At 65.6% G+C, this 18526-nt stretch carries 12 protein-coding genes, 1 tRNA gene and 1 pseudogene; 10 read left to right on the top strand and 4 right to left on the bottom strand.

Annotated features, from left to right (window positions below; genetic code table 11):
* The first annotated feature begins 171 nt into the window (after window positions 1–171).
* Window positions 172–2070 carry an ABC transporter ATP-binding protein gene (locus tag GD628_RS15395; protein ID WP_091607739.1) on the top strand — a complete coding sequence of 633 codons (1899 nt, stop codon included), beginning with the start codon at window positions 172–174 and terminating at the stop codon, window positions 2068–2070.
* A gap of 33 nt (window positions 2071–2103) precedes the next feature.
* Here the strand turns inward: GD628_RS15395 and GD628_RS15390 are convergent.
* Together GD628_RS15390 and GD628_RS15385 are read right to left on the bottom strand one after the other, a co-directional pair.
* Window positions 2104–2177, bottom strand: a tRNA-Arg gene (locus GD628_RS15390).
* Between the two features lie 32 nt (window positions 2178–2209).
* Window positions 2210–2758 carry a MarR family winged helix-turn-helix transcriptional regulator gene (locus tag GD628_RS15385; protein WP_091607736.1) on the bottom strand — a complete coding sequence of 183 codons (549 nt, stop codon included), beginning with the start codon at window positions 2756–2758 and terminating at the stop codon, window positions 2210–2212.
* 102 nt (window positions 2759–2860) lie between these two features.
* Here GD628_RS15385 and GD628_RS15380 point away from each other — a divergent pair.
* Window positions 2861–4828 (top strand): annotated as a pseudogene (locus GD628_RS15380) (MMPL family transporter); the annotation flags it as partial.
* Window positions 4829–4846: 18 nt separating this feature from the next.
* On the opposite strand, the gene GD628_RS15375 reads toward GD628_RS15380, so the two are convergent.
* Complete coding sequence (locus GD628_RS15375; RefSeq protein ID WP_226802591.1) at window positions 4847–5491, bottom strand: hypothetical protein; 645 nt, start codon at window positions 5489–5491, stop codon at window positions 4847–4849.
* Between the two features lie 75 nt (window positions 5492–5566).
* Here GD628_RS15375 and GD628_RS15370 point away from each other — a divergent pair, with 75 nt between their 5' ends.
* The 5 genes from GD628_RS15370 (at window position 5567) to GD628_RS15350 (ending at window position 12710) form a co-directional block, all read left to right on the top strand.
* Window positions 5567–6370 (top strand): inositol monophosphatase family protein, encoded by an 804-nt coding sequence (locus tag GD628_RS15370; protein ID WP_152275306.1) that lies wholly within the window; start codon window positions 5567–5569, stop codon window positions 6368–6370.
* Between the two features lie 72 nt (window positions 6371–6442).
* The gene (pcrA, locus tag GD628_RS15365) at window positions 6443–8944 is read left to right on the top strand and encodes a DNA helicase PcrA (RefSeq protein ID WP_152275305.1); all 2502 of its coding nucleotides are present in this window, start codon (window positions 6443–6445) and stop codon (window positions 8942–8944) included.
* Between the two features lie 201 nt (window positions 8945–9145).
* A complete protein-coding gene (gene sucC, locus GD628_RS15360) occupies window positions 9146–10315 on the top strand; it encodes an ADP-forming succinate--CoA ligase subunit beta (RefSeq protein ID WP_152275304.1) in 1170 nt (389 codons plus the stop codon).
* A 31-nt stretch (window positions 10316–10346) separates the two neighbouring features.
* Window positions 10347–11249: a succinate--CoA ligase subunit alpha gene (gene sucD / locus GD628_RS15355; protein ID WP_091607723.1), complete on the top strand. Its 903-nt coding sequence runs from the start codon at window positions 10347–10349 to the stop codon at window positions 11247–11249.
* A 78-nt stretch (window positions 11250–11327) separates the two neighbouring features.
* Window positions 11328–12710, top strand: a complete 1383-nt coding sequence (locus tag GD628_RS15350) for a sugar porter family MFS transporter (protein ID WP_152275303.1) — start codon at window positions 11328–11330, stop codon at window positions 12708–12710.
* A gap of 48 nt (window positions 12711–12758) precedes the next feature.
* Here the strand turns inward: GD628_RS15350 and GD628_RS15345 are convergent, their stop codons facing one another.
* Complete coding sequence (locus GD628_RS15345) at window positions 12759–14318, bottom strand: alpha/beta hydrolase family protein (protein ID WP_152275302.1); 1560 nt, start codon at window positions 14316–14318, stop codon at window positions 12759–12761.
* Window positions 14319–15073: 755 nt separating this feature from the next.
* Here GD628_RS15345 and GD628_RS15340 point away from each other — a divergent pair.
* The 3 genes from GD628_RS15340 (at window position 15074) to GD628_RS15330 (ending at window position 18485) form a co-directional block, all read left to right on the top strand.
* Complete coding sequence (locus GD628_RS15340) at window positions 15074–16129, top strand: zinc-dependent alcohol dehydrogenase family protein (protein ID WP_152275348.1); 1056 nt, start codon at window positions 15074–15076, stop codon at window positions 16127–16129.
* 83 nt (window positions 16130–16212) lie between these two features.
* A complete protein-coding gene (locus tag GD628_RS15335) occupies window positions 16213–16851 on the top strand; it encodes a TetR/AcrR family transcriptional regulator (protein WP_152275301.1) in 639 nt (212 codons plus the stop codon).
* Window positions 16848–18485: an MDR family MFS transporter gene (locus tag GD628_RS15330; protein WP_152275300.1), complete on the top strand. Its 1638-nt coding sequence runs from the start codon at window positions 16848–16850 to the stop codon at window positions 18483–18485. Before GD628_RS15335 ends, GD628_RS15330 begins: the two co-directional genes overlap by 4 nt.
* Window positions 18486–18526: the final 41 nt, after the last annotated feature.

Raw genomic sequence — 18526 nt, 5'->3', positions numbered from 1 at the left:
GTGTACCCCAGTGCGGCTGCTGTTACCCGTGGTGAAGGACCAAGCGAATCCGTGTCCCGGCGGGGGCGGCGCCCGGGGGAATTCAGCGTCCCGTGCGGCAGTTATGGAACTCGGGAAGTGCCTGCCCCGCGCCTAAGCTGGATACCGGGCTACGTGAAAGAAGAAAACAGTATGAGCATGGAAAGTGCGGCGTGGAGTTCGCTCTACAAGATCTCCACGGCCAAGGGCACAGACAACAAGATCTCCCGGGAAACCCTTCGGCGGATCCTGTCATTCGCATCCCCGTACCGGCGGCAGCTCTTCGGGTTCCTGGCCCTGTCCACCGCAGGGGCCTTCCTCGCGGTCGCTACGCCGGTGCTGGCCGGTGAGGTGGTCAACGCGATCGTGGCCGGAACGTCCGTCGAAACGGTGGTGTGGCTGGCCGTCCTGATCGCGGTGGTCGCCATCGCGGATGCAGGGGTGTCCCTGGCAACCCGCTGGTTCTCCTCGCGCATCGGTGAGCAGGTGATCCTGGACCTCCGGACCAGGGTGTTCGACCATGTCCAGCGCATGCCCATCGCATTCTTCACCCGCACCCGCACGGGCGCCCTCGTCAGCCGGCTGAACAATGACGTCATTGGCGCGCAGCAGGCCTTCAGCGGAACCCTCTCCGGAGTGGTGAGCAACCTCGTAGCCCTGATCCTGACCCTGATCGTCATGCTGACAACCTCCTGGCAGGTCACCATCCTCGCCATGCTGCTCCTGCCGGTCTTCCTCCTGCCCGCCCGCCGGATGGGAAGCCGCCTCGCTGCCCTGCGGCGCGAGGCCGCGAACCATAACGCGTCGATGGGCACCCAGATGACCGAGCGGTTCTCGGCCCCGGGAGCCACCCTGGTAAAGCTGTTCGGCCGTCCGGAGCAGGAATCCACGGAGTTCGCCGTGCGGGCCGCCAGGGTTCGGGACATCGGAGTCAAAACCGCCATGATGCAGTCCGTCTTCGTGACGGCCCTGACCCTCGTCTCCGCCCTCGCCCTGGCGCTGGTATACGGGCTGGGCGGCTGGTTCGCCATGACCGGCACCCTCAACGCCGGCGACGTCGTCACCCTGGCGCTGCTGCTGACCCGCCTCTATGCCCCGCTCACCTCCCTCGCCAACGCCCGCGTGGAGATCATGAGCGCAGTAGTCAGCTTTGAGCGGGTCTTCGAGATCCTCGACCTCAAGCCGCTGATCCAGGAGAAGGAAGATCCGGCCCCGGTGCCGGACGGCCCCCTGGGAGTTGAGTTCGACGACGTCACTTTTGCCTACCCGACGGCGGACAAGGTCTCCCTGGCATCCCTTGAAGACGTTGCGGTGCTGGACAGCCGCGGCGGCGAGGACGTGCTGCATGGTGTGTCCTTCCGGGTGGAGCCCGGCCAAACAGTGGCGCTGGTGGGCAGTTCCGGTGCCGGAAAGTCGACGATCGCGCAGCTGCTCTCACGCCTGTACGACGTCGATGCGGGCGCGGTGCGCTTCTCCGGCACGGATGTGCGGGACGTCAGCTTCGAGGACATGCGCGGGGCCCTGGGGATGGTCACGCAGGACGGGCACCTGTTCCACGAGACCATCCGGTCCAACCTGCTGCTGGCCAACCCGGATGCCACGGATGAGGAAATCCGGGATGCGCTGCGCCGGGCCCGGCTGCAGGACCTGATCAGTTCGCTGCCGGACGGCCTGGAAACAATGGTCGGGGAGCGCGGCTACCGTCTCTCCGGCGGCGAACGCCAGCGCATGACTATTGCCCGGCTGCTGCTGGCCCAGCCGCGCATTGTGGTCCTGGACGAGGCGACGGCAGCGCTCGACTCGACGTCGGAAGCCGCTGTGCAGGCGGCCCTGACGGAAGCGCTGGAAGGCCGCACCGCCGTCGTGATTGCCCACCGCCTCTCCACGATCCGCAACGCAGACCGGATCCTGGTGGTTGAGGACGGGCGGATCGCCGAACAAGGCACCCACACGGAGCTGCTGGCCAAGGGCGGCCGTTACGCCGAGCTCTACAACACCCAGTTCGCGGAAGCGGAGCCCGAGGCGCTCAGCGGGCAGACGCCCGCGCAGTAACGGTATTGGCACCGGCTGCCGGATACAAAAAAGTGCCCCCGGCCGGAATCGAACCGACGACCTGCCCTTTAGGAGAGGGCCGCTCTATCCTACTGAGCTACGGAGGCGGAGCCGCCGGCGTCCGGCAGCGATAAACAGCTTACCTGTTTTCGGTGGCGGGTGACGTGCGGGCTGCGGGGACACGCTGCTGCGGTTTTCCTGCGGGAGCCGCAGCTTGCTGTTCCCCGGCGGGTTCTTCCAGGCGCTGCAGGTAGGTGTTGTAGGCCTGGCGCATTCCGGTCAGGAAGCCGTGGACGGTTTCAAGCTCGGCTTCCGTATAGCGGTCCATGACCTCTGTGGTCAGCGCGCCGAGCGGCCCGAAGTAGGCGCCTGCCAGTTCGCGGGCGAGGGGCTCAAAGTGCAGGGTGACTTTCCTCCGGTCCGCCTCGGAGCGTGCACGGTGGATGTGCCCGATCTGCTCCAGCCGGTCAATCACTGCGGTAGTGGCGCCGGTTGACGTGCCCAGGAGGGCGCTGAGCCGCCCGGCGGTCAGCGGCACCCCGCGCATTTCCGCCTCCATGATCTGGGTGAGGGCGCGCATGTCAGTGGAGTTCAGTCCGTGCTTGTGGGCGAAGGCGTCCGCTACCTGCTGTCCGTCCAGGCCCATTCCCCGGACAGCCTCCACGATCTGGCGCCGCAGCGCGTTCATCTCCACTCCCAAATTGTAGCTTCACGTTGAAGTATCTCTAAAGAAGAGATACTTTGTTCTCTAGTTACTTGCTCGAAACACCTACACCCTTGGAGTATCCCCATGAGCGCGAAGATAGTGAAATCCGCCAGGGCGGCGTTGGTCACGCTGTTCCTTGGCCTGGCAGTGATCGTGGGGCTGTTCGCCATTCCCGTCCCGGAGAACGAATCCTCGACCGTGGGGCAGCTCAGTGACAAGTATCAGGTCACCCAGGTTCAGGAGCTCCTCAAGGAATTCCCCGACGCACAGAAGTCCACCGCCCTTATTGTCGTTTCTCGCGAAGACGGCGGTGAAATGAGCGAGTCTGACATTGCGGGAATCGCTGACATCAGCGCCGCAGCAACTGATGCAGGCGTGGAAGCTCCGCCCGCCCAGGTGCCCCCGCTGGTTTCGGAAAACGGCATAGTCGCCATTATTCCGGTCACCCTGCAGTCCGCCAGCGACGACGGCGACGCTGTGGGGGAAGAGGTCGCCAACCTGCGTGAGGCGGTCAGCGAGGCAGCTCCCGAGGGGATCAAGGCCGAGCTGACCGGCGGCGCGGCATTTACTGCGGACCTGGCCGGCGTCTTCGCCGGAGCCAACTTCACGCTCCTCGCAGTGACCGCTTCGGTGGTGGCCTTGCTGCTGATCGTCACCTACCGCTCCCCGTGGCTGTGGATTGTCCCGCTGGCGATCGTTGCTGCCACCGAACAGCTCTCATTGCGCATGGTGGACGTCCTGGCCCCGCTCGCCGGAATTGAAGTTGATCCTTCTGCAGTGGGCATCACCAGCGTCCTCGTCTTCGGTGCGGCAACCAATTACGCCCTGCTGCTCATCGCCCGCTACCGTGAAGAGCTGCGCATCCATGACAGTGTTTACGCGGCGATGGGTAAGGCGCTGAGCCGCACCCGTGAAGCGATCATCGCCTCCGGCGGCACCGTCATCCTGGCACTGCTGACCCTGCTCTTTACCGACACCATGAGCTACCGCGGACTCGGGTTCTCTGCCGCACTGGGAATCGTCTTCGCTATTCTCAGCGCCCTCTTCCTGCTTCCCGTAGCACTGGTGCTCCTGGGCCGGAAGCTGTTCTGGCCGTTCGTGCCCAAGGTCGGAGACCCGGCACGGGAAGGAAAGTTCTGGGGCAAGCTGGGTGACGCAACGGCCAGCCGGCCGAAGACTATCGCGGGCATCGCCGTCGTGGTTCTCCTGGTCATGGCCAGCGGGCTCTTCAGCGCCAAGATTGGCCTGAGCGAGAACGAGCAGTTCACGGACAAGCCCGAAGCCGTGACGGCCGCGGAGAAGCTCTCCGAAGGATTCGCCGCCGGCAGCACCTCACCGGTGATCGTGCTGGTGAACTCGGACGAGGCAGAAGCCGCAGCGGACGAGCTCAGCTCCCTGGACGGCGTGGACAGCGCCACCATCAGCAGCGAACATGACGGCCTGACCCGGATCGACCTGATCAACTCCTACGAGGCCGGAACCGAAGAATCCAACGACTTCATCCGTGACCTGCGCTCGGAACTCGCGGCTTCCCCCGAGTACGAAGCGCTGGTGGGCGGCGAAGCGGCCGAACGGGTTGACCAGCTGGACGCCAACACACATGACGTGACCCTGGTTGTCAGCCTGGTGATCATCCTCGTGTTCCTGGTGCTGCTGGTCCTGCTGCGGTCCCTCGTTGCACCGTTCCTGCTGGTCGGTTCGGTACTGCTCACGTTCTTTGCCGCCAGCGGCCTGAGCTGGCTGCTGTTCGTCAACGTCCTGGGCTTCCCGGCCCTGGACACCCTGACGCTGCTGTACAGCTTCCTCTTCCTGGTGGCGCTCGGCGTGGACTACAACATCTTCCTGGTCACCAGGGCCCGCGAGAATGCGGCCACCATGGGAACCAAGAAGGGCATGCTGGCCGCGCTCCGTTCCACCGGCGGCGTCATCACCAGCGCAGGCATCCTGCTGGCGGCAGTGTTCGTGGTCCTTGGCGTGCTGCCCCTGGTCACCCTGACCCAGGTTGGCATCACCGTGGCGATCGGTGTCCTCTTCGACACCCTGATCGTCCGGACCGTGATCGTTCCGGCCCTAGTCTTTGTCCTCGGCGACAAGTTCTGGTGGCCGAGCCGTCCGGGAGCTAAAAACGGCAACCACGGACGCCACGAGGCTGAGACCGAGGAGGACCCAGCGCGCGACCGTCAGGAAGCTGGCCAGGGCAGCGTCTCCGGACGATAGCTCGGCAGAGCCCAAAACGCCGTCAATGACGACGTTTTCCCAGAGATCCGCGATGACAAAGAGGATCGGCGCGGCCCACAATACCCAGCGCAGCGAACGGCGCCGGGTGTTGAGCCCAATGATCAGCAGCCAGGCGAATCCGAAAATCAGTGGGAAAAGGGTACCTGCCGTCTTGTGGACGTAGCTGAGCTGGCCCAGCGCATCGGCATCCAGTGCCGAGCGCAGGGCAGCCAGGTACTCCATGCTGTACCCGCCGATCAGCGAGTCCGGCATGGCCAGTCCGCCCGAAAGCTGGGTCATCTGGTTCAGGACCAGCAAGTGGTAGTACCAGAACATGAACAGCGCGGTGGCCGCCGCGGCAATCACGACCAAATTGGCGTTGGCCTTGGCCTGCTGCGGCGTCCGCTGCGTTGTTGGATTGGCGGGGACCTGCGTCCCCGCCGGAAGCTGTGCCTTGTCGCCGTGCTTGGCGGCGCGCTGTGCCGGAGTTTTACCCATGCCTCCAGTATGGCGGAGGGCGCCGCCGGCATCCGCGGAGGACGGCGGGGGAAGGAACGGTTTAGGCTAAGGCGCATGAGCGCGAATGCCACTGCAGAAGATTTCGCCCTGGCCGGGTCCCTGGTCCGGGAAGCCGGCGCCCTGGCCCTGGCCATGCGCAGCGAGGGGCTCACGGGCAAACAAAAGACCTCGGTCTCCGACGTCGTGACCGCAGCTGACCACGCAGCCGAAAAGCTGGTCCTTGAGACCCTGCGAAGGCTGCGCCCCGAGGACGGGATCCTGGGCGAAGAAGGTGCCAGCCACGAGGGAACCTCCGGCCGCACCTGGGTGATCGACCCGGTGGACGGCACGTACAACTTCCTCTCCGGCTCCACCTACTGGTGTTCCGCCCTGGCGCTGCGCACCGACCCGTTCCCGGAAACTGTCGACCAGGACCCCGAGGTGCTGCTCGGTGCCGTTTTCCAGCCTCAGGAGGACCAGCTGTGGCTCGGCGGCCCCGGGTACCCGGCCACGCTGAACGGCAAGGAACTGGCCCCACTGGAGGACACTGCGCTGGACCGGCTCAGCGCCGGTACGTATCTGCACCCCACCTGGCTGCAGCGGGAAGAGGTAGCCGGGCCCTGGACCAGGGCTGCAGCCGGCGCGGCAACCCTGCGGATGCTGGGGAGCGGCTCCTGTGACCTTGGCTCCGTTGCCTACGGCCGGCTGGGTGCCTGGTTCCAGCACAGCTGCCCGGAGTGGGATTGGCTGCCGGGCAAGGCGATCGTGGAAGCAGCCGGAGGAACGACGGCGGTCCTGGAAGTCAACGGGTTCCGCTGGCACATTGCCGGTCCGGCAGCGGCGGTGCTGGAGATCCAGCACCGGCTCTCCACGAGCTAGCGGGTCCGTGCGGCCGGGGCGGAAACGGCGTCCGGGCAAATGTCGGGGCCAGCGCCTAGACTTAAAACCACCATGGACTATCTCTTTGATCCGTACTTTTCCACGCCCGCCAAGACCAAGGCCTCCGCTGACCCGGATGCGGCCACGGCCGCGGAAGACGCCGCACGGAAGCCGGGCGCGGACACCCCAGTTGCTGCCGGTCAGCACCGCAGCGGTTCCGGGCGCGTGGATGAAGCCCGCGCCGCAGACCTGCTGCGCGGGCTGAACCCGCAGCAGGAAGAGGCAGTCAAGCACGCCGGATCCCCGCTGCTGATCGTTGCCGGTGCCGGCTCGGGCAAGACCCGGGTGCTCAGCCACCGGATTGCCTACCTGCTGGCCACTGGCCGCTCCAACCCCGGCCAGATCCTGGCCATCACCTTTACCAACAAGGCAGCTGCGGAGATGCGGGAGCGCATCGAGTCCCTCGTGGGCGGGGTAGCCAAGACCATGTGGATCTCCACCTTCCACTCCTCCTGCGTGCGGATCCTGCGCCGGGAAGCCAAGGCAGTGGGGATGAACTCGAACTTCTCCATCTACGACTCAGCGGACACCCTGCGCCTGATCACGCTGGTGGCCAAGGGTCTGGACCTTGATCCCAAGCGGTTCGCGCCCAAGGCCATTGCCAACAAGATTTCCGGCCTGAAGAACGAACTCATCGACGATGAGTCCTACGCCTCCAGTGCCAACTATTCGGATCCGTTCGAGCAGGCCGTGGCCCAGGTCTACACCGGTTACACCCAGCGGATGCGCCAGGCCAACGCCCTGGACTTCGATGACCTGATTGCCCAGACGGTCTTCATGTTCCGTGCCTTCCCGGGTGTTGCCGAATACTACCGGCGCCGGTTCCGGCACATCCTCGTGGACGAGTACCAGGACACCAACCACGCCCAGTACGCCCTGGTCCGCGAGCTCGTGGGCGTCGAAGGTGAAGGCCACCTGGACATCCCGCCGGCCGAGCTGACCGTGGTGGGCGACTCAGACCAGTCCATCTACGCCTTCCGCGGCGCGGACGTCCGTAACATCGTGGACTTCGAGAAGGACTACCCCTCAGCGCGCACCATCCTGCTGGAACAGAACTACCGCTCCACGCAGACCATCCTCTCCGCAGCCAACGCGGTGATTTCACGCAACCCCAACCGTCCGGAGAAAAAACTCTGGACGGCGGAGGGCGACGGCGCGAAGATCGTCGGCTACGTGGGGGAGAACGAACACGAGGAAGCACGCTTCATTGCCGAGGAAATCGACCGGCTGCAGGACGAAGAGGACCTGCGGCCCGGCGACGTCGCCATCTTCTACCGCACCAACGCCCAGTCCCGCTCTCTGGAGGACGTCCTGGTGCGCGTGGGCCTGCCGTACAAGGTGGTTGGCGGCACCCGGTTCTACGAGCGCAAGGAAATCAAGGATGCCCTGGCGTACCTGCGCGTGCTGGTGAACCAGGACGACGTCGTGAACCTGCGGCGGATCCTGAATGAACCCAAGCGGGGCATCGGCGACCGCGCCGAATACTCCGTGGCGGCACTCGCCGAACGGGAGCGGATCAGCTTCATGGCTGCGCTGCGCCGGGCCGAAGACGCCCCCGGGCTGGCCACCCGCTCACTGAACGCGGTCAACGGCTTCGTGAAACTCATCGACGACCTGGCCGAAGTGGCATCCGGGTCCGGTGCCTCAGCGGCCCTGGAAGCGGTGCTGGAACAGACCGGCTACCTGGCGCAGCTGCGGCAGAGCGCGGACCCGCAGGACGAGTCCCGTGTGGAGAACCTGGCCGAACTGGTCGCCGTGGTCCGTGAGTTCGAGCGCGACAATCCGGAAGGAACCCTGGAACAGTTCCTGGAGCAGGTCTCCCTGGTGGCGGACGCGGACCAGATTCCGGACGCACCGGAGGGCTCCGCCGAGGAAGTGGCAGCCGCCGTCGAGGAATCCCGCCGCCAGGGCGTGGTGACCCTCATGACCCTGCACACCGCCAAGGGCCTCGAATTTCCGGTCGTGTTCCTGACCGGCATGGAACAGGGCATTTTCCCGCACCAGCGCTCGGCCACGGACCCGGCCGAGCTGGCAGAGGAACGCCGCCTGGCCTACGTGGGCCTGACCCGCGCCCGCCAGCGGCTCTACCTCACCCGCTCCGAGGTGCGCAGCATGTGGGGCCAGAGCCAGTACAACCCGGCCAGCCAGTTCGTGGGGGAAGTGCCCTCGGAACTCATCGAATGGAAGCGCGAGGGCATGGACCGGCCCACGTGGGGCGGGGGAGGAAGCATCACCTCCAGCCGGTACAGCGGATCGCACTGGGGCGCAGGATCGGCCTCCTCCACCGGCGGGAGCATCGCCGCCGCGCCCGTCTCCAAGGCCATGGGCCGCGTCCAGCCGCAGAAGGAAGTCATTTCGGTCGCGGTGGGGGACAAGGTCAACCACACGTCCTTCGGCCACGGCCAGGTCCTGGCCGTGGAAGGCTCCGGGGACAAGACGGTGGCGAAGGTGAAGTTCGACGTCGGCGAGAAGCGGCTGCTGCTGCGTTACGCGCCGCTGACCAAGGAGTCATAACACAGCCTCAGCCCCATAGCGGAAAGGCCGGTTCTTCTACAAACCGTCGAACTGTGCCCTTCGTCACTAAAGCGGTAGTCTGTGGTGGGCCCCCGGCGCCAAGGGACTAAAGTGCCATTGGGGCAGCCCGGCTCGATGCATCTGCTTCTTGATCAGCTGATCAATATGTAAACCTACTTCGACGTAGAAGGACACTAGCCCGTGGACCTGTTTGAATATCAGGCGCGCGATCTGTTTGAGGCGCACGGAGTACCCGTGCTCGCCGGAATCGTGGCGCACACTCCTGAAGAAGCCAAAGCCGCAGCCGAAAAGATTGGCGGCGTCGTCGTCGTCAAGGCCCAGGTAAAGGTTGGCGGCCGCGGCAAGGCCGGCGGCGTCAAGGTGGCTAAGACCGCTGACGAGGCTTTCGAGCACGCCAGCAACATCCTCGGGATGGACATCAAGGGCCACACGGTCAAGAAGGTCATGATCGCCCAGGGTGCGGACATCGCCGAGGAGTTCTACTTCTCGGTCCTGCTGGACCGCGCCAACCGCAACTACCTGGCCATGTGCTCGGTTGAAGGTGGCATGGAAATCGAGCAGCTCGCCGTTGAGCGCCCCGACGCCCTTGCCCGCGTCGCCGTGGATCCGGCAGTCGGCATCGACCAGGCCAAGGCCGGAGAAATCGTCGACGCAGCCGGCTTCGCGCCGGAACTGCGCGAAGGCGTCGTGAACGCCATCCTGAAGCTCTGGGACGTTTTCACCAAGGAAGACGCCACCCTCGTGGAGGTCAACCCGCTGGTCAAGACCGGCGCCGGGGACATCGTTGCCCTGGACGGCAAGGTCTCCCTGGATGAGAACGCCGACTTCCGCCAGGCCGGCCACGCCGAGCTGGAAGACAAGGACGCTGCGGACCCGCTGGAAGCCAAGGCCAAGGCGAACGACCTCAACTACGTCAAGCTCGACGGCGAAGTTGGCATCATCGGTAACGGTGCCGGCCTGGTGATGTCCACCCTCGACGTCGTTGCCTACGCAGGCGAAAAGCACGGCAACGTGAAGCCCGCCAACTTCCTGGACATCGGCGGCGGAGCCTCGGCATCCGTCATGGCCGCAGGCCTGGACGTCATCCTCAACGATGAGCAGGTCAAGTCCGTCTTCGTGAACGTCTTCGGCGGAATCACCGCCTGCGACGCCGTTGCCAACGGCATCGTCAAGGCCCTGGAGATCCTGGGCGACGAGGCCAACAAACCGCTGGTCGTCCGCCTGGACGGCAACAACGTGGAGGAAGGCCGCCGCATCCTGGCCGAGGCCAACCACCCGCTGGTTACCCTCGCAACCACCATGGACAACGGCGCCGACAAGGCTGCCGAGCTCGCCAACGCAGCTCGCTGACCGAGCCGATCCCCAGAAAGAGAATTCACACATGTCTATCTTCTTGAACAAGGACTCCAAGGTCATCGTTCAGGGCATCACCGGCGGCGAAGGCACCAAGCACACCGCCCTGATGCTCAAGGCCGGGACCCAGGTTGTTGGCGGCGTCAACGCCCGCAAGGCCGGCACCACCGTGACCCACGGCGATGTTGAGCTCCCCGTCTTCGGCACCGTGTCCGAGGCCATGGAAAAGACCGAGGCTGACGTGTCGATCGTCTTCGTTCCGCCGGCCTTCACCAAGGACGCCGTGATGGAAGCAATCGACGCCGGCATCGGCCTCGTTGTGGTCATCACCGAAGGTGTTCCCGTGCAGGATTCCGCCGAGTTCTGGGCCCACGCCCAGTCCAAGGTGGACGCAGACGGTAACCAGGTCACCCGCATCATCGGCCCGAACTGCCCCGGCATCATCACCCCGGGCGAAGCCCTGGTTGGCATCACCCCGAACAACATCACGGGCAAGGGCCCGATCGGCCTCGTTTCGAAGTCCGGCACCCTGACCTATCAGATGATGTACGAACTGCGCGATCTTGGCTTCTCCACTGCCATCGGCATCGGCGGCGACCCGATCATCGGCACCACCCACATCGACGCCCTCGCAGCTTTCGAAGCTGACCCCGAGACCAAGGCGATCGTCATGATCGGTGAAATCGGCGGCGACGCGGAAGAGCGCGCTGCAGACTTCATCAAGGCCAACGTCACCAAGCCGGTTGTCGGCTACGTGGCAGGCTTCACCGCTCCCGAAGGCAAGACCATGGGCCACGCCGGCGCCATCGTCTCCGGTTCCGCAGGAACCGCACAGGCCAAGAAGGAAGCACTCGAAGCAGCAGGCGTGAAGGTCGGCAAGACGCCGTCCGAGACCGCTGAGCTGCTGCGCGAAGTCTACGCTTCGCTCTAGCTCCACCAGCACAGACCCCCGTTCCCGGTTTTCCGGTGCACGGGGGTTTTGTGCGTCCACCTCCAGGAAGACAAGTACATGAGTTCCAAGCCAGCTTCCCCGGCCGTTCCTAGCGCCCACCGGCGGGCACTGCGTCGCGCCACGTGGATCGCCACCCTGGGCGGCTTCCTCTTCGGGTACGACACCGGCGTAATCAACGGGGCGCTGCCCTACATGCAGGATGACCTGGGCCTGACCCCGTTCACCGAAGGCCTGATCACCTCCAGCCTGCTCTTTGGTGCAGCCTTCGGCGCCGTTGGCGCCGGACAGCTCGCCGACCGGCTGGGCCGGCGAAGGCTGCTGCTGATCCTCGCCGTCGTGTTCATGCTCGGTGCAGCCGGCACCGCCGCAGCACCCGGGGTTGGCATCATGGTCCTCGCCCGCGTGGTCCTGGGCCTCGCCGTTGGCGGCGCCTCCGCCGTCGTACCCATGTTCCTGGCTGAGCTCGCCCCGGCGGCCCGCCGCGGGCAGCTGGTGACGCGTGACCAGCTGATGATTGTCAGCGGCCAGCTGGCGGCCTTCGTCTGCAACGCCGTCATTGGCAACGTCTGGGGCGAGGAAGGCAACGTCTGGCGCTGGATGCTCCTGGTCGCCACCCTTCCGGCAATCGCGCTGTGGATCGGAATGCATTTCGTGCCGGAGAGCCCGCGCTGGCTGGGCTCCAAGGGCCGGTACGCGCAGATGCTCGCAGCCCTGCAGAAGATCCGCAGCGCTGAGGAGGCACAGGCGGAGTACAACGAGATCAAGGGACTCGCCGGGACTACACGGACCGGGCGGCTGAAGGACTTCGCCGAGCCGTGGCTGCTGCGCGTGCTGCTGATTGGCATGGGCCTGTCCATCGTCCAGCAGATCACCGGTGTCAACGCAATCATTTACTACGGGACCCAGATCCTGGCCGACGCCGGGTTCGGGACCGAGGCTGCGCTGACAGCCAACATTGCCAACGGCGTCGTCTCCGTCGCGGCGGCACTGATTGGCATCTGGCTGTTGGGCAAGGTGGCCCGCCGGCCCATGCTCATCACCGGGCTGCTCGGCACCACCACCACGCTGGCGCTCATCGGGGCCGCTTCCATCCTGATGCCTGAGGGCACCGCCCGCGGCTTCACCGTCCTGTCCCTGACCGTCCTCTTCCTGGCCTTCCAGCAGGGCGCTGTGTCACCGGTGACGTGGCTGATGCTGGCCGAAATCTTCCCGCTGCGGGTCCGCGGCCTGGGCATCGGACTGTCAGTGTTCGTGCAGTGGATGGCCAACTTCGCGGTCGGGTTCTCCTTCCCCATGCTGATGGCCGCCCTGGGTATCTCCAACACGTTCTTTATCTTCGTTGGCCTGGGCATCTGCGCCGTGCTGTTTGTCCGGCGGTTCATGCCGGAGACCCGGGGCCTGTCCCTGGAAGAACTCGAGCTGAAGCTGCGCGCGGGGTGAGCCCGGTGCCCTCCGGCAGCATCTGCCGAAGGGCACCGCGGGCGGTAACTACTGCACCACCGGGTAGTCGCCGATCACCGGCAGCGACACCGAGGCGGTGAACGACGTCAGTGCCGTCACCTTCGGGTAGGTGTAGACCGAGGAGCTGGGGGTCACCTGCAGCACCAACCTGCTCTGCGGAGTGACCAGGTAGGAGATTTCCTCCAGCGGAACCGTAATGGTCCGTTCAGTGCCGTCCAGGACCAGCGGGAGCGGCGTTACCTGGTTGCCGGCCACCAGGGAACTGCGCGATTTGTCGATGATCTGGGCGTAGACGTGGGTATTCGGGGTCCTGGACGTTCCGCGGTAGGTGAGGGTCAGCTGCGGTGCGCCAAAGACCTGGGCTGCTGCGGACGGGGCGGCGACGGGGGCGTTGACGGCAACCGGGGCCCAGGCAGCGGCAATGACGCCCCCGCTGATTGCGGCGGGGGAGAGCAGCAGGGTTCCCTTGCCGGTACCGGTCAGTGCCCCCACCGGTGCAGGGTATCCCTCTGCGGCACGGGTGGTTCCCAGCTGGTCAATGAATTCGAAGCCGGGACCGGTGGAAACGTCCCGGCCGTCCAGATGCTTGCTGAACCAGTCCAGCACGGCGTCCGTAATGCGGTCCGGTCCGGCAACCCCGGAGGAGCACAGTCCGTGGCCGCCGCAGAACTGCAGCATCTTGACCTCTGTGCCCGTGGATTTGATGAGGTTGTAGTTCCGGGTGGCTTCATCGAGGGTGAACAGGGTGTCCACCGTGCCCTGGATGATCAGCGTGGGCGCCGTGATGGAGGTGAACATACTCTGCGGTGTCAGGGAATCGAAGTACGCAACCGATTCCGGGCTGAGGGTATTCGGATACGTCATGCCTTCCCGGCAGGCCTTCCGCACCGGAGCGGCGAGTGCGCCGCTGTTGCCAACCAGTTCGCCCAGCTGTCCGGTGACCGAACCCTCCAGGCAGAGCAGGGTACCCCAGCCGGATTTGAAGGAACCAGCCTTGTAGAGGCTGGTGGTCAGGTTGTTCCACGCGATGGTGGGGGCTATGGCATCCACGCGCTGATCCAGCGAGGCGAGCACAAACTGGATCCCGCCGCCGTAGGAGGCCCCCGCCATGCCCAGCACCGGATCACCGGGAGCATCGAGTTCCGCCTCCGGCTGCTGCGCAATGAAGTCGATCAGCACTTGGCCGTCACGGCCCTCGTATGCGGGGTTGTTCACATAGGCTTCGCCGCCGCTGAAACCAAAGCCCCGCGGATCCCAGGTGAGGACGTTGTAGCCGGCTTCCCGCAGGGGCGGGATGCCAATGGACCCGATGAGCGTGCTCGTGGTGGTGGACGGGATGCGTCCCCCGGGAAGTCCGAAGCCCGGGCCCACCATGACGGTGGGTGCCTTCTCGCCCGCCTGCAGCCCCAGGGCGGGAAAGAAATTGGTATGGATCGGGGTTCCGTCGAAGGAGGGAACAACGACGTCGGTACGCACCGCCGGCGGCGCCGCCCCGCCGGGCCCGGTGAATGCCGAGGCCGGGGGTGCTGCCAGGACGGACGCTGCCAGGAGGGCTCCTGCGGCGAGCAGGGCTGGGGTTTTTCGCATGTGGGACCTTTTCTGTGACGTCTTTGTCAGGCCGATCCAGGTTCTACCGGCCAGTAGGTTAGCCAGAGACTAGGTGCCCTAAGAATGTCCAGACAAGGCAATGTGTCCGTGCGGGCCGCTTCAGCGGCAATCTTTTTCGCCGCCCACTGCGTTTCGGTGCCTACAGCGTTTCGGTGCCGGGGCGGGGTGCGGGAGGGGAATCCGGCGGTGGCTGGAGCGGGTCCGTCCTCCCGCTCCAGCCACTGCCTGCAACGCGTCGCCGGACTCAGCGGCGGTCTACGTTCGTCGCCGCCGGCCTGGGGGGACCGGCGGCGGGGGCAGCGGGGCGGCTGGGGGAAGCCGGTCCTGCTGCCAGCACGATCCCGGCGGCTTCGACGCACGAGGAGCGTGGATCTGGCCTTCCCAGCTTCGGCGGTGGGCCGGCGGGAAGAAATCTGTTGGGGTTAGGGGCGTACTACGCTGCGCGAACGCAGCGGGGAATGCGGTTCCAGTTACGCCGGCACAGCGTACGCGGAATCCGCTCTCGCGGAGCCAGCCGGACCGGCAGTCCCTTGCAGTGCCTCAGCATGTTCCACCTGTCCTTGTGCTCCCGTGACGGCGTCCGTGATGGTGTCCGCCAACTTCCGTTTATGCCCCCGTCAACACGCTAGACCGGATCCCGGAAAGTGGACATGGGGAGAACTACCCATGCACCCGGCTTTCCCTTCCGCGGCTAGGCTGGTATGGAACCTATGCCCGCAAACAGGAAGGCAGCCATGCGCGCCACCATCATTCACGGCCCCGGCGACATCCGAGTTGAGGACAGGGAGTACCCCTCGGTCCTCCGCGGCTCCGACGCGGTGGTGCGGGTGAGTGCCGCGTGTGTCTGCGGATCGGATCTCTGGCCGTACCGCGGCATCCGGGAAACGCCCGAGCCCCGTGCCATCGGCCACGAGTTCGTAGGCGTGGTTGAAAGCGTAGGCAGCGACGTCGCCTCGCTGGCACCCGGCGACTTCGTGATCGCTCCTTTTACCGGCAACTGCGGCAAGTGTGCGCCCTGCCGCTCTGGCGTGACGGTTGCCTGTGAGGAGCTGGTGGGCTGGGGCAGCAAGGACGTCCACGGCGATTTTGTCCAGGGCGCCCAGGGTGAGGCTGTCCGGGTTCCCAATGCCGAAGCCACACTGGTCAAGGTTCCCGGGGTATCCGATCCTGAGGACTCCCTGCTCGCTGACCTGCTGACCCTTTCCGACGTCATGGGCACCGGGCACCACGCCGCGGTCAGCGCCGGCGTCACCGCCGGATCGACCGTCGTGGTGGTAGGCGACGGCGCCGTCGGGCTGTGTGCCGTGCTGGCTGCCTCGCGCCTCGGTGCCGGCCGGATCATCGCCATGTCCCGCCACGAGGACAGGGCGGCACTTGCCCGTGAATTCGGAGCCACCGACGTGGTGGCCGAACGGGGTAAGGAAGGTGCGGCCCGGGTGCGCGAGCTGCTCGGAGGAGTTCCGGCCGATGCGGTGCTGGAGTGCGTCGGCACGGCGGAATCCATGGACCAGGCACTGCGGTGTACGCGTCCGGGCGGACGGGTTGGGTTTGTCGGTGTCCCCGCAGGCGGCGCGGAACTGCCCATCGGCGTGCTGTTTGCCAAGAACATCACCGTGGGCGGCGGCATGGCCCCGGTACGGACCTACATGCCCGAACTGCTGGAAGATGTCCTGGCCGGCAGGATCCACCCCGGAAAGGTCTTCGATTCGGTGCTTCCGCTGGAGGATGCTGCCAAGGCTTACGCTGCCATGGACCAGCGGAAGTCGGTGAAGGTGATGCTCAAGCCCTAGCGGCATCGTCAGTATGCTGTGATTCCTTGCACATCTGCAATTTTGCAGTTGTGAAAAAATGTTACGGATGACAAAGTAGTTCGGTGAGTCAACTACTTTCCCTCCGCGATCGGAAGCGCGCCGAAACCTGGGCGGCGCTGCACGCGGCTGCCGCCAACCGTGCCCTCAGCGAGGGCATCGAGGGCGTCACCGTCGAAGTGGTCGCCGAGGAAGCCGGAGTCTCCGCACGGACCTTCTTCAATTACTTCCCCTGCAAGGAAGACGCGGTCCTGGGGCTGAAGGAACCGTCCGTCGAGCCCGAAATGCTGGCGGCGTTCGACATTGAGGGGGACCTCCTGGCGGAGGTCAGCCGCCTGATGCTCGCCGTCGTGCGCTCCATCCAGGGCGGCGACGACTCAGCCGAACTCCGCGGGCGCATCTACGAGGCCTACCCCCAGCTGCGCCACCGGCGCTACCAGTACATCCTCAAGGTCGAGCAGCTTGTCCTTGAGACGGTGACCAGCCAGCTCGCCGAGTCCCGGCGCTGGCGCGAACGGCCGCCCGGTTCGGCCTGGCTGGGGCACGACGTCGACGACGTCGCCTTCACGATTGTCCTCACTGCCAGCACCCGCATGCGCCACGTGATGCAGAAAACCTGGTCAAACCCGACCGCCACCGCCCAGTTCACGGCCCTCGATCGGGGCCTTGAACTTCTCCGAGACGTCTTCAAGGAACTTCTATGACGAATTCAGCTGCCGCTGCAGCGCCCGCAAGCCACGGGAAAAAACCCAGCCTCGTGCTTGTCTTCACCGCCCTGGTCCTGGCCATGCTTCTGTCGGCGCTGAACCAGACCATTCTCGGCACCGCCCTGCCCACGATCGTGGGCGAGCTTAACGGCGCCAACCTGATGCTCTGGGTGATCACGGCCTTCATCCTGGCCTCCACGGTGATGATGCCCATCTACGGCAAACTGGGCGACCTGATTGGGCGCAAGTACCTGCTGGTCGCCGCGATCGTCATCTTCCTGGCCGGTTCCGTGGTCGGCGCCCTGGCTCCGGACATGACCTGGCTGATTATCGCCCGCGTTATCCAGGGCCTTGGCGCCGGCGGCCTGATGATCCTCTCCCAGGCAATCATTGCCGACGTTGTCCCGGCACGTGAGCGCGGCAAGTACATGGGCTGGATGGGCGGCGTGTTCGCCTTCTCCTCGGTGGTAGGACCGCTGATCGGCGGCTGGCTCACCGAGGGGCCCGGCTGGCGCTGGGCGTTCTGGTTCAACATTCCCGTGGGCGTGCTGGCACTGCTCGGCGCACTGTTCTTCCTGAAGCCCCGTGCGGTCACCTCGCGGCCCAAGATCGACCTATGGGGCATGGTCTTCATCGCCCTGGCCACCACTGGCCTGGTCCTGGTGAGCAGCTGGGGCGGCAGCACCCACGCGTGGAGTGACCCGGTGATCCTGGGCCTGGCCGGCGGCACCATCCTCGCCGGCGTCGTCTTCGTGATGGTCGAACGCCGCACGGCTGAGCCGATCATCCCGATGGAACTCTTCCGCGACCGCAACTTCAACCTCGCCACCGCCTCCGGCCTGCTCACGTCCGTGGCCATGTTCGGCGCGATTGGATACCTCCCTACGTACCTGCAGATGGCCACCGGCGCCAGTGCCACCGAGGCCGGCCTGCTGATGATTCCCATGATGGGTGCCCTGCTGTTCAGCTCCGTGCTGTCCGGATCCCTGGTCTCCAAGACCGGGCGCTACAAGTGGATGCCCATCGCGGGCTCCGCGATCATGATCCTGGCGCTGGTACTGATGGGTTCAATCGCGGCCGAATCCCCGGTCTGGCAGCTGTGCGTCTACATCGCCGTCCTCGGCCTTGGCCTGGGCCTGAACATGCAGATCCTCGTCCTGGTAGTGCAGAACTCCTTCCCGATGAGCCAGGTTGGAACCGCCACCGCCGCGAACAACTACTTCCGCCAGATCGGCGCCACCCTGGGCTCCGCCGTCGTGGGCAGTCTCTTCGCGCACCGGCTTTCGGACCTGCTGGCCGAGCGGCTCCCGGCCAGCGCCGCCTCCGCCACCGGGGGAGGCAATTCGCTGACTCCCAAGCTTGTGCACGAGCTGCCGGAGGCAATCCAGGACATCATCATCCGGTCCTACAACGAGGCCCTGATCCCGCTGTTCCTGTTCATGGTTCCCATGGCCGTGGTGGCAACGATCCTGTGCCTGTTCATCAAGGAGAAACCGCTGGCAACCCGGCTGGAGCCGGAAGTCCTGCCGGAGGCCCTGGGTGAAGGCAACGTCCTGATCAGCACGGAAGACGAGGGCAACGGCCCCAGCACCACCGAACTGCGTCAGGTCGGCGCGCCCACGTCCCGCTGACCCGCCCCCAAACATCCAGATGACAGAAACTGCCCGTATGA

The sequence above is a fragment of the Arthrobacter koreensis genome (assembly GCF_009193255.1).
In the GTDB taxonomy this organism is placed as follows: Bacteria; Actinomycetota; Actinomycetes; order Actinomycetales; family Micrococcaceae; genus Arthrobacter_B; species Arthrobacter_B koreensis.
Note: the sequence above shows the minus strand (reverse complement) of the source record. Positions and strands in the feature narration are given on the sequence as shown.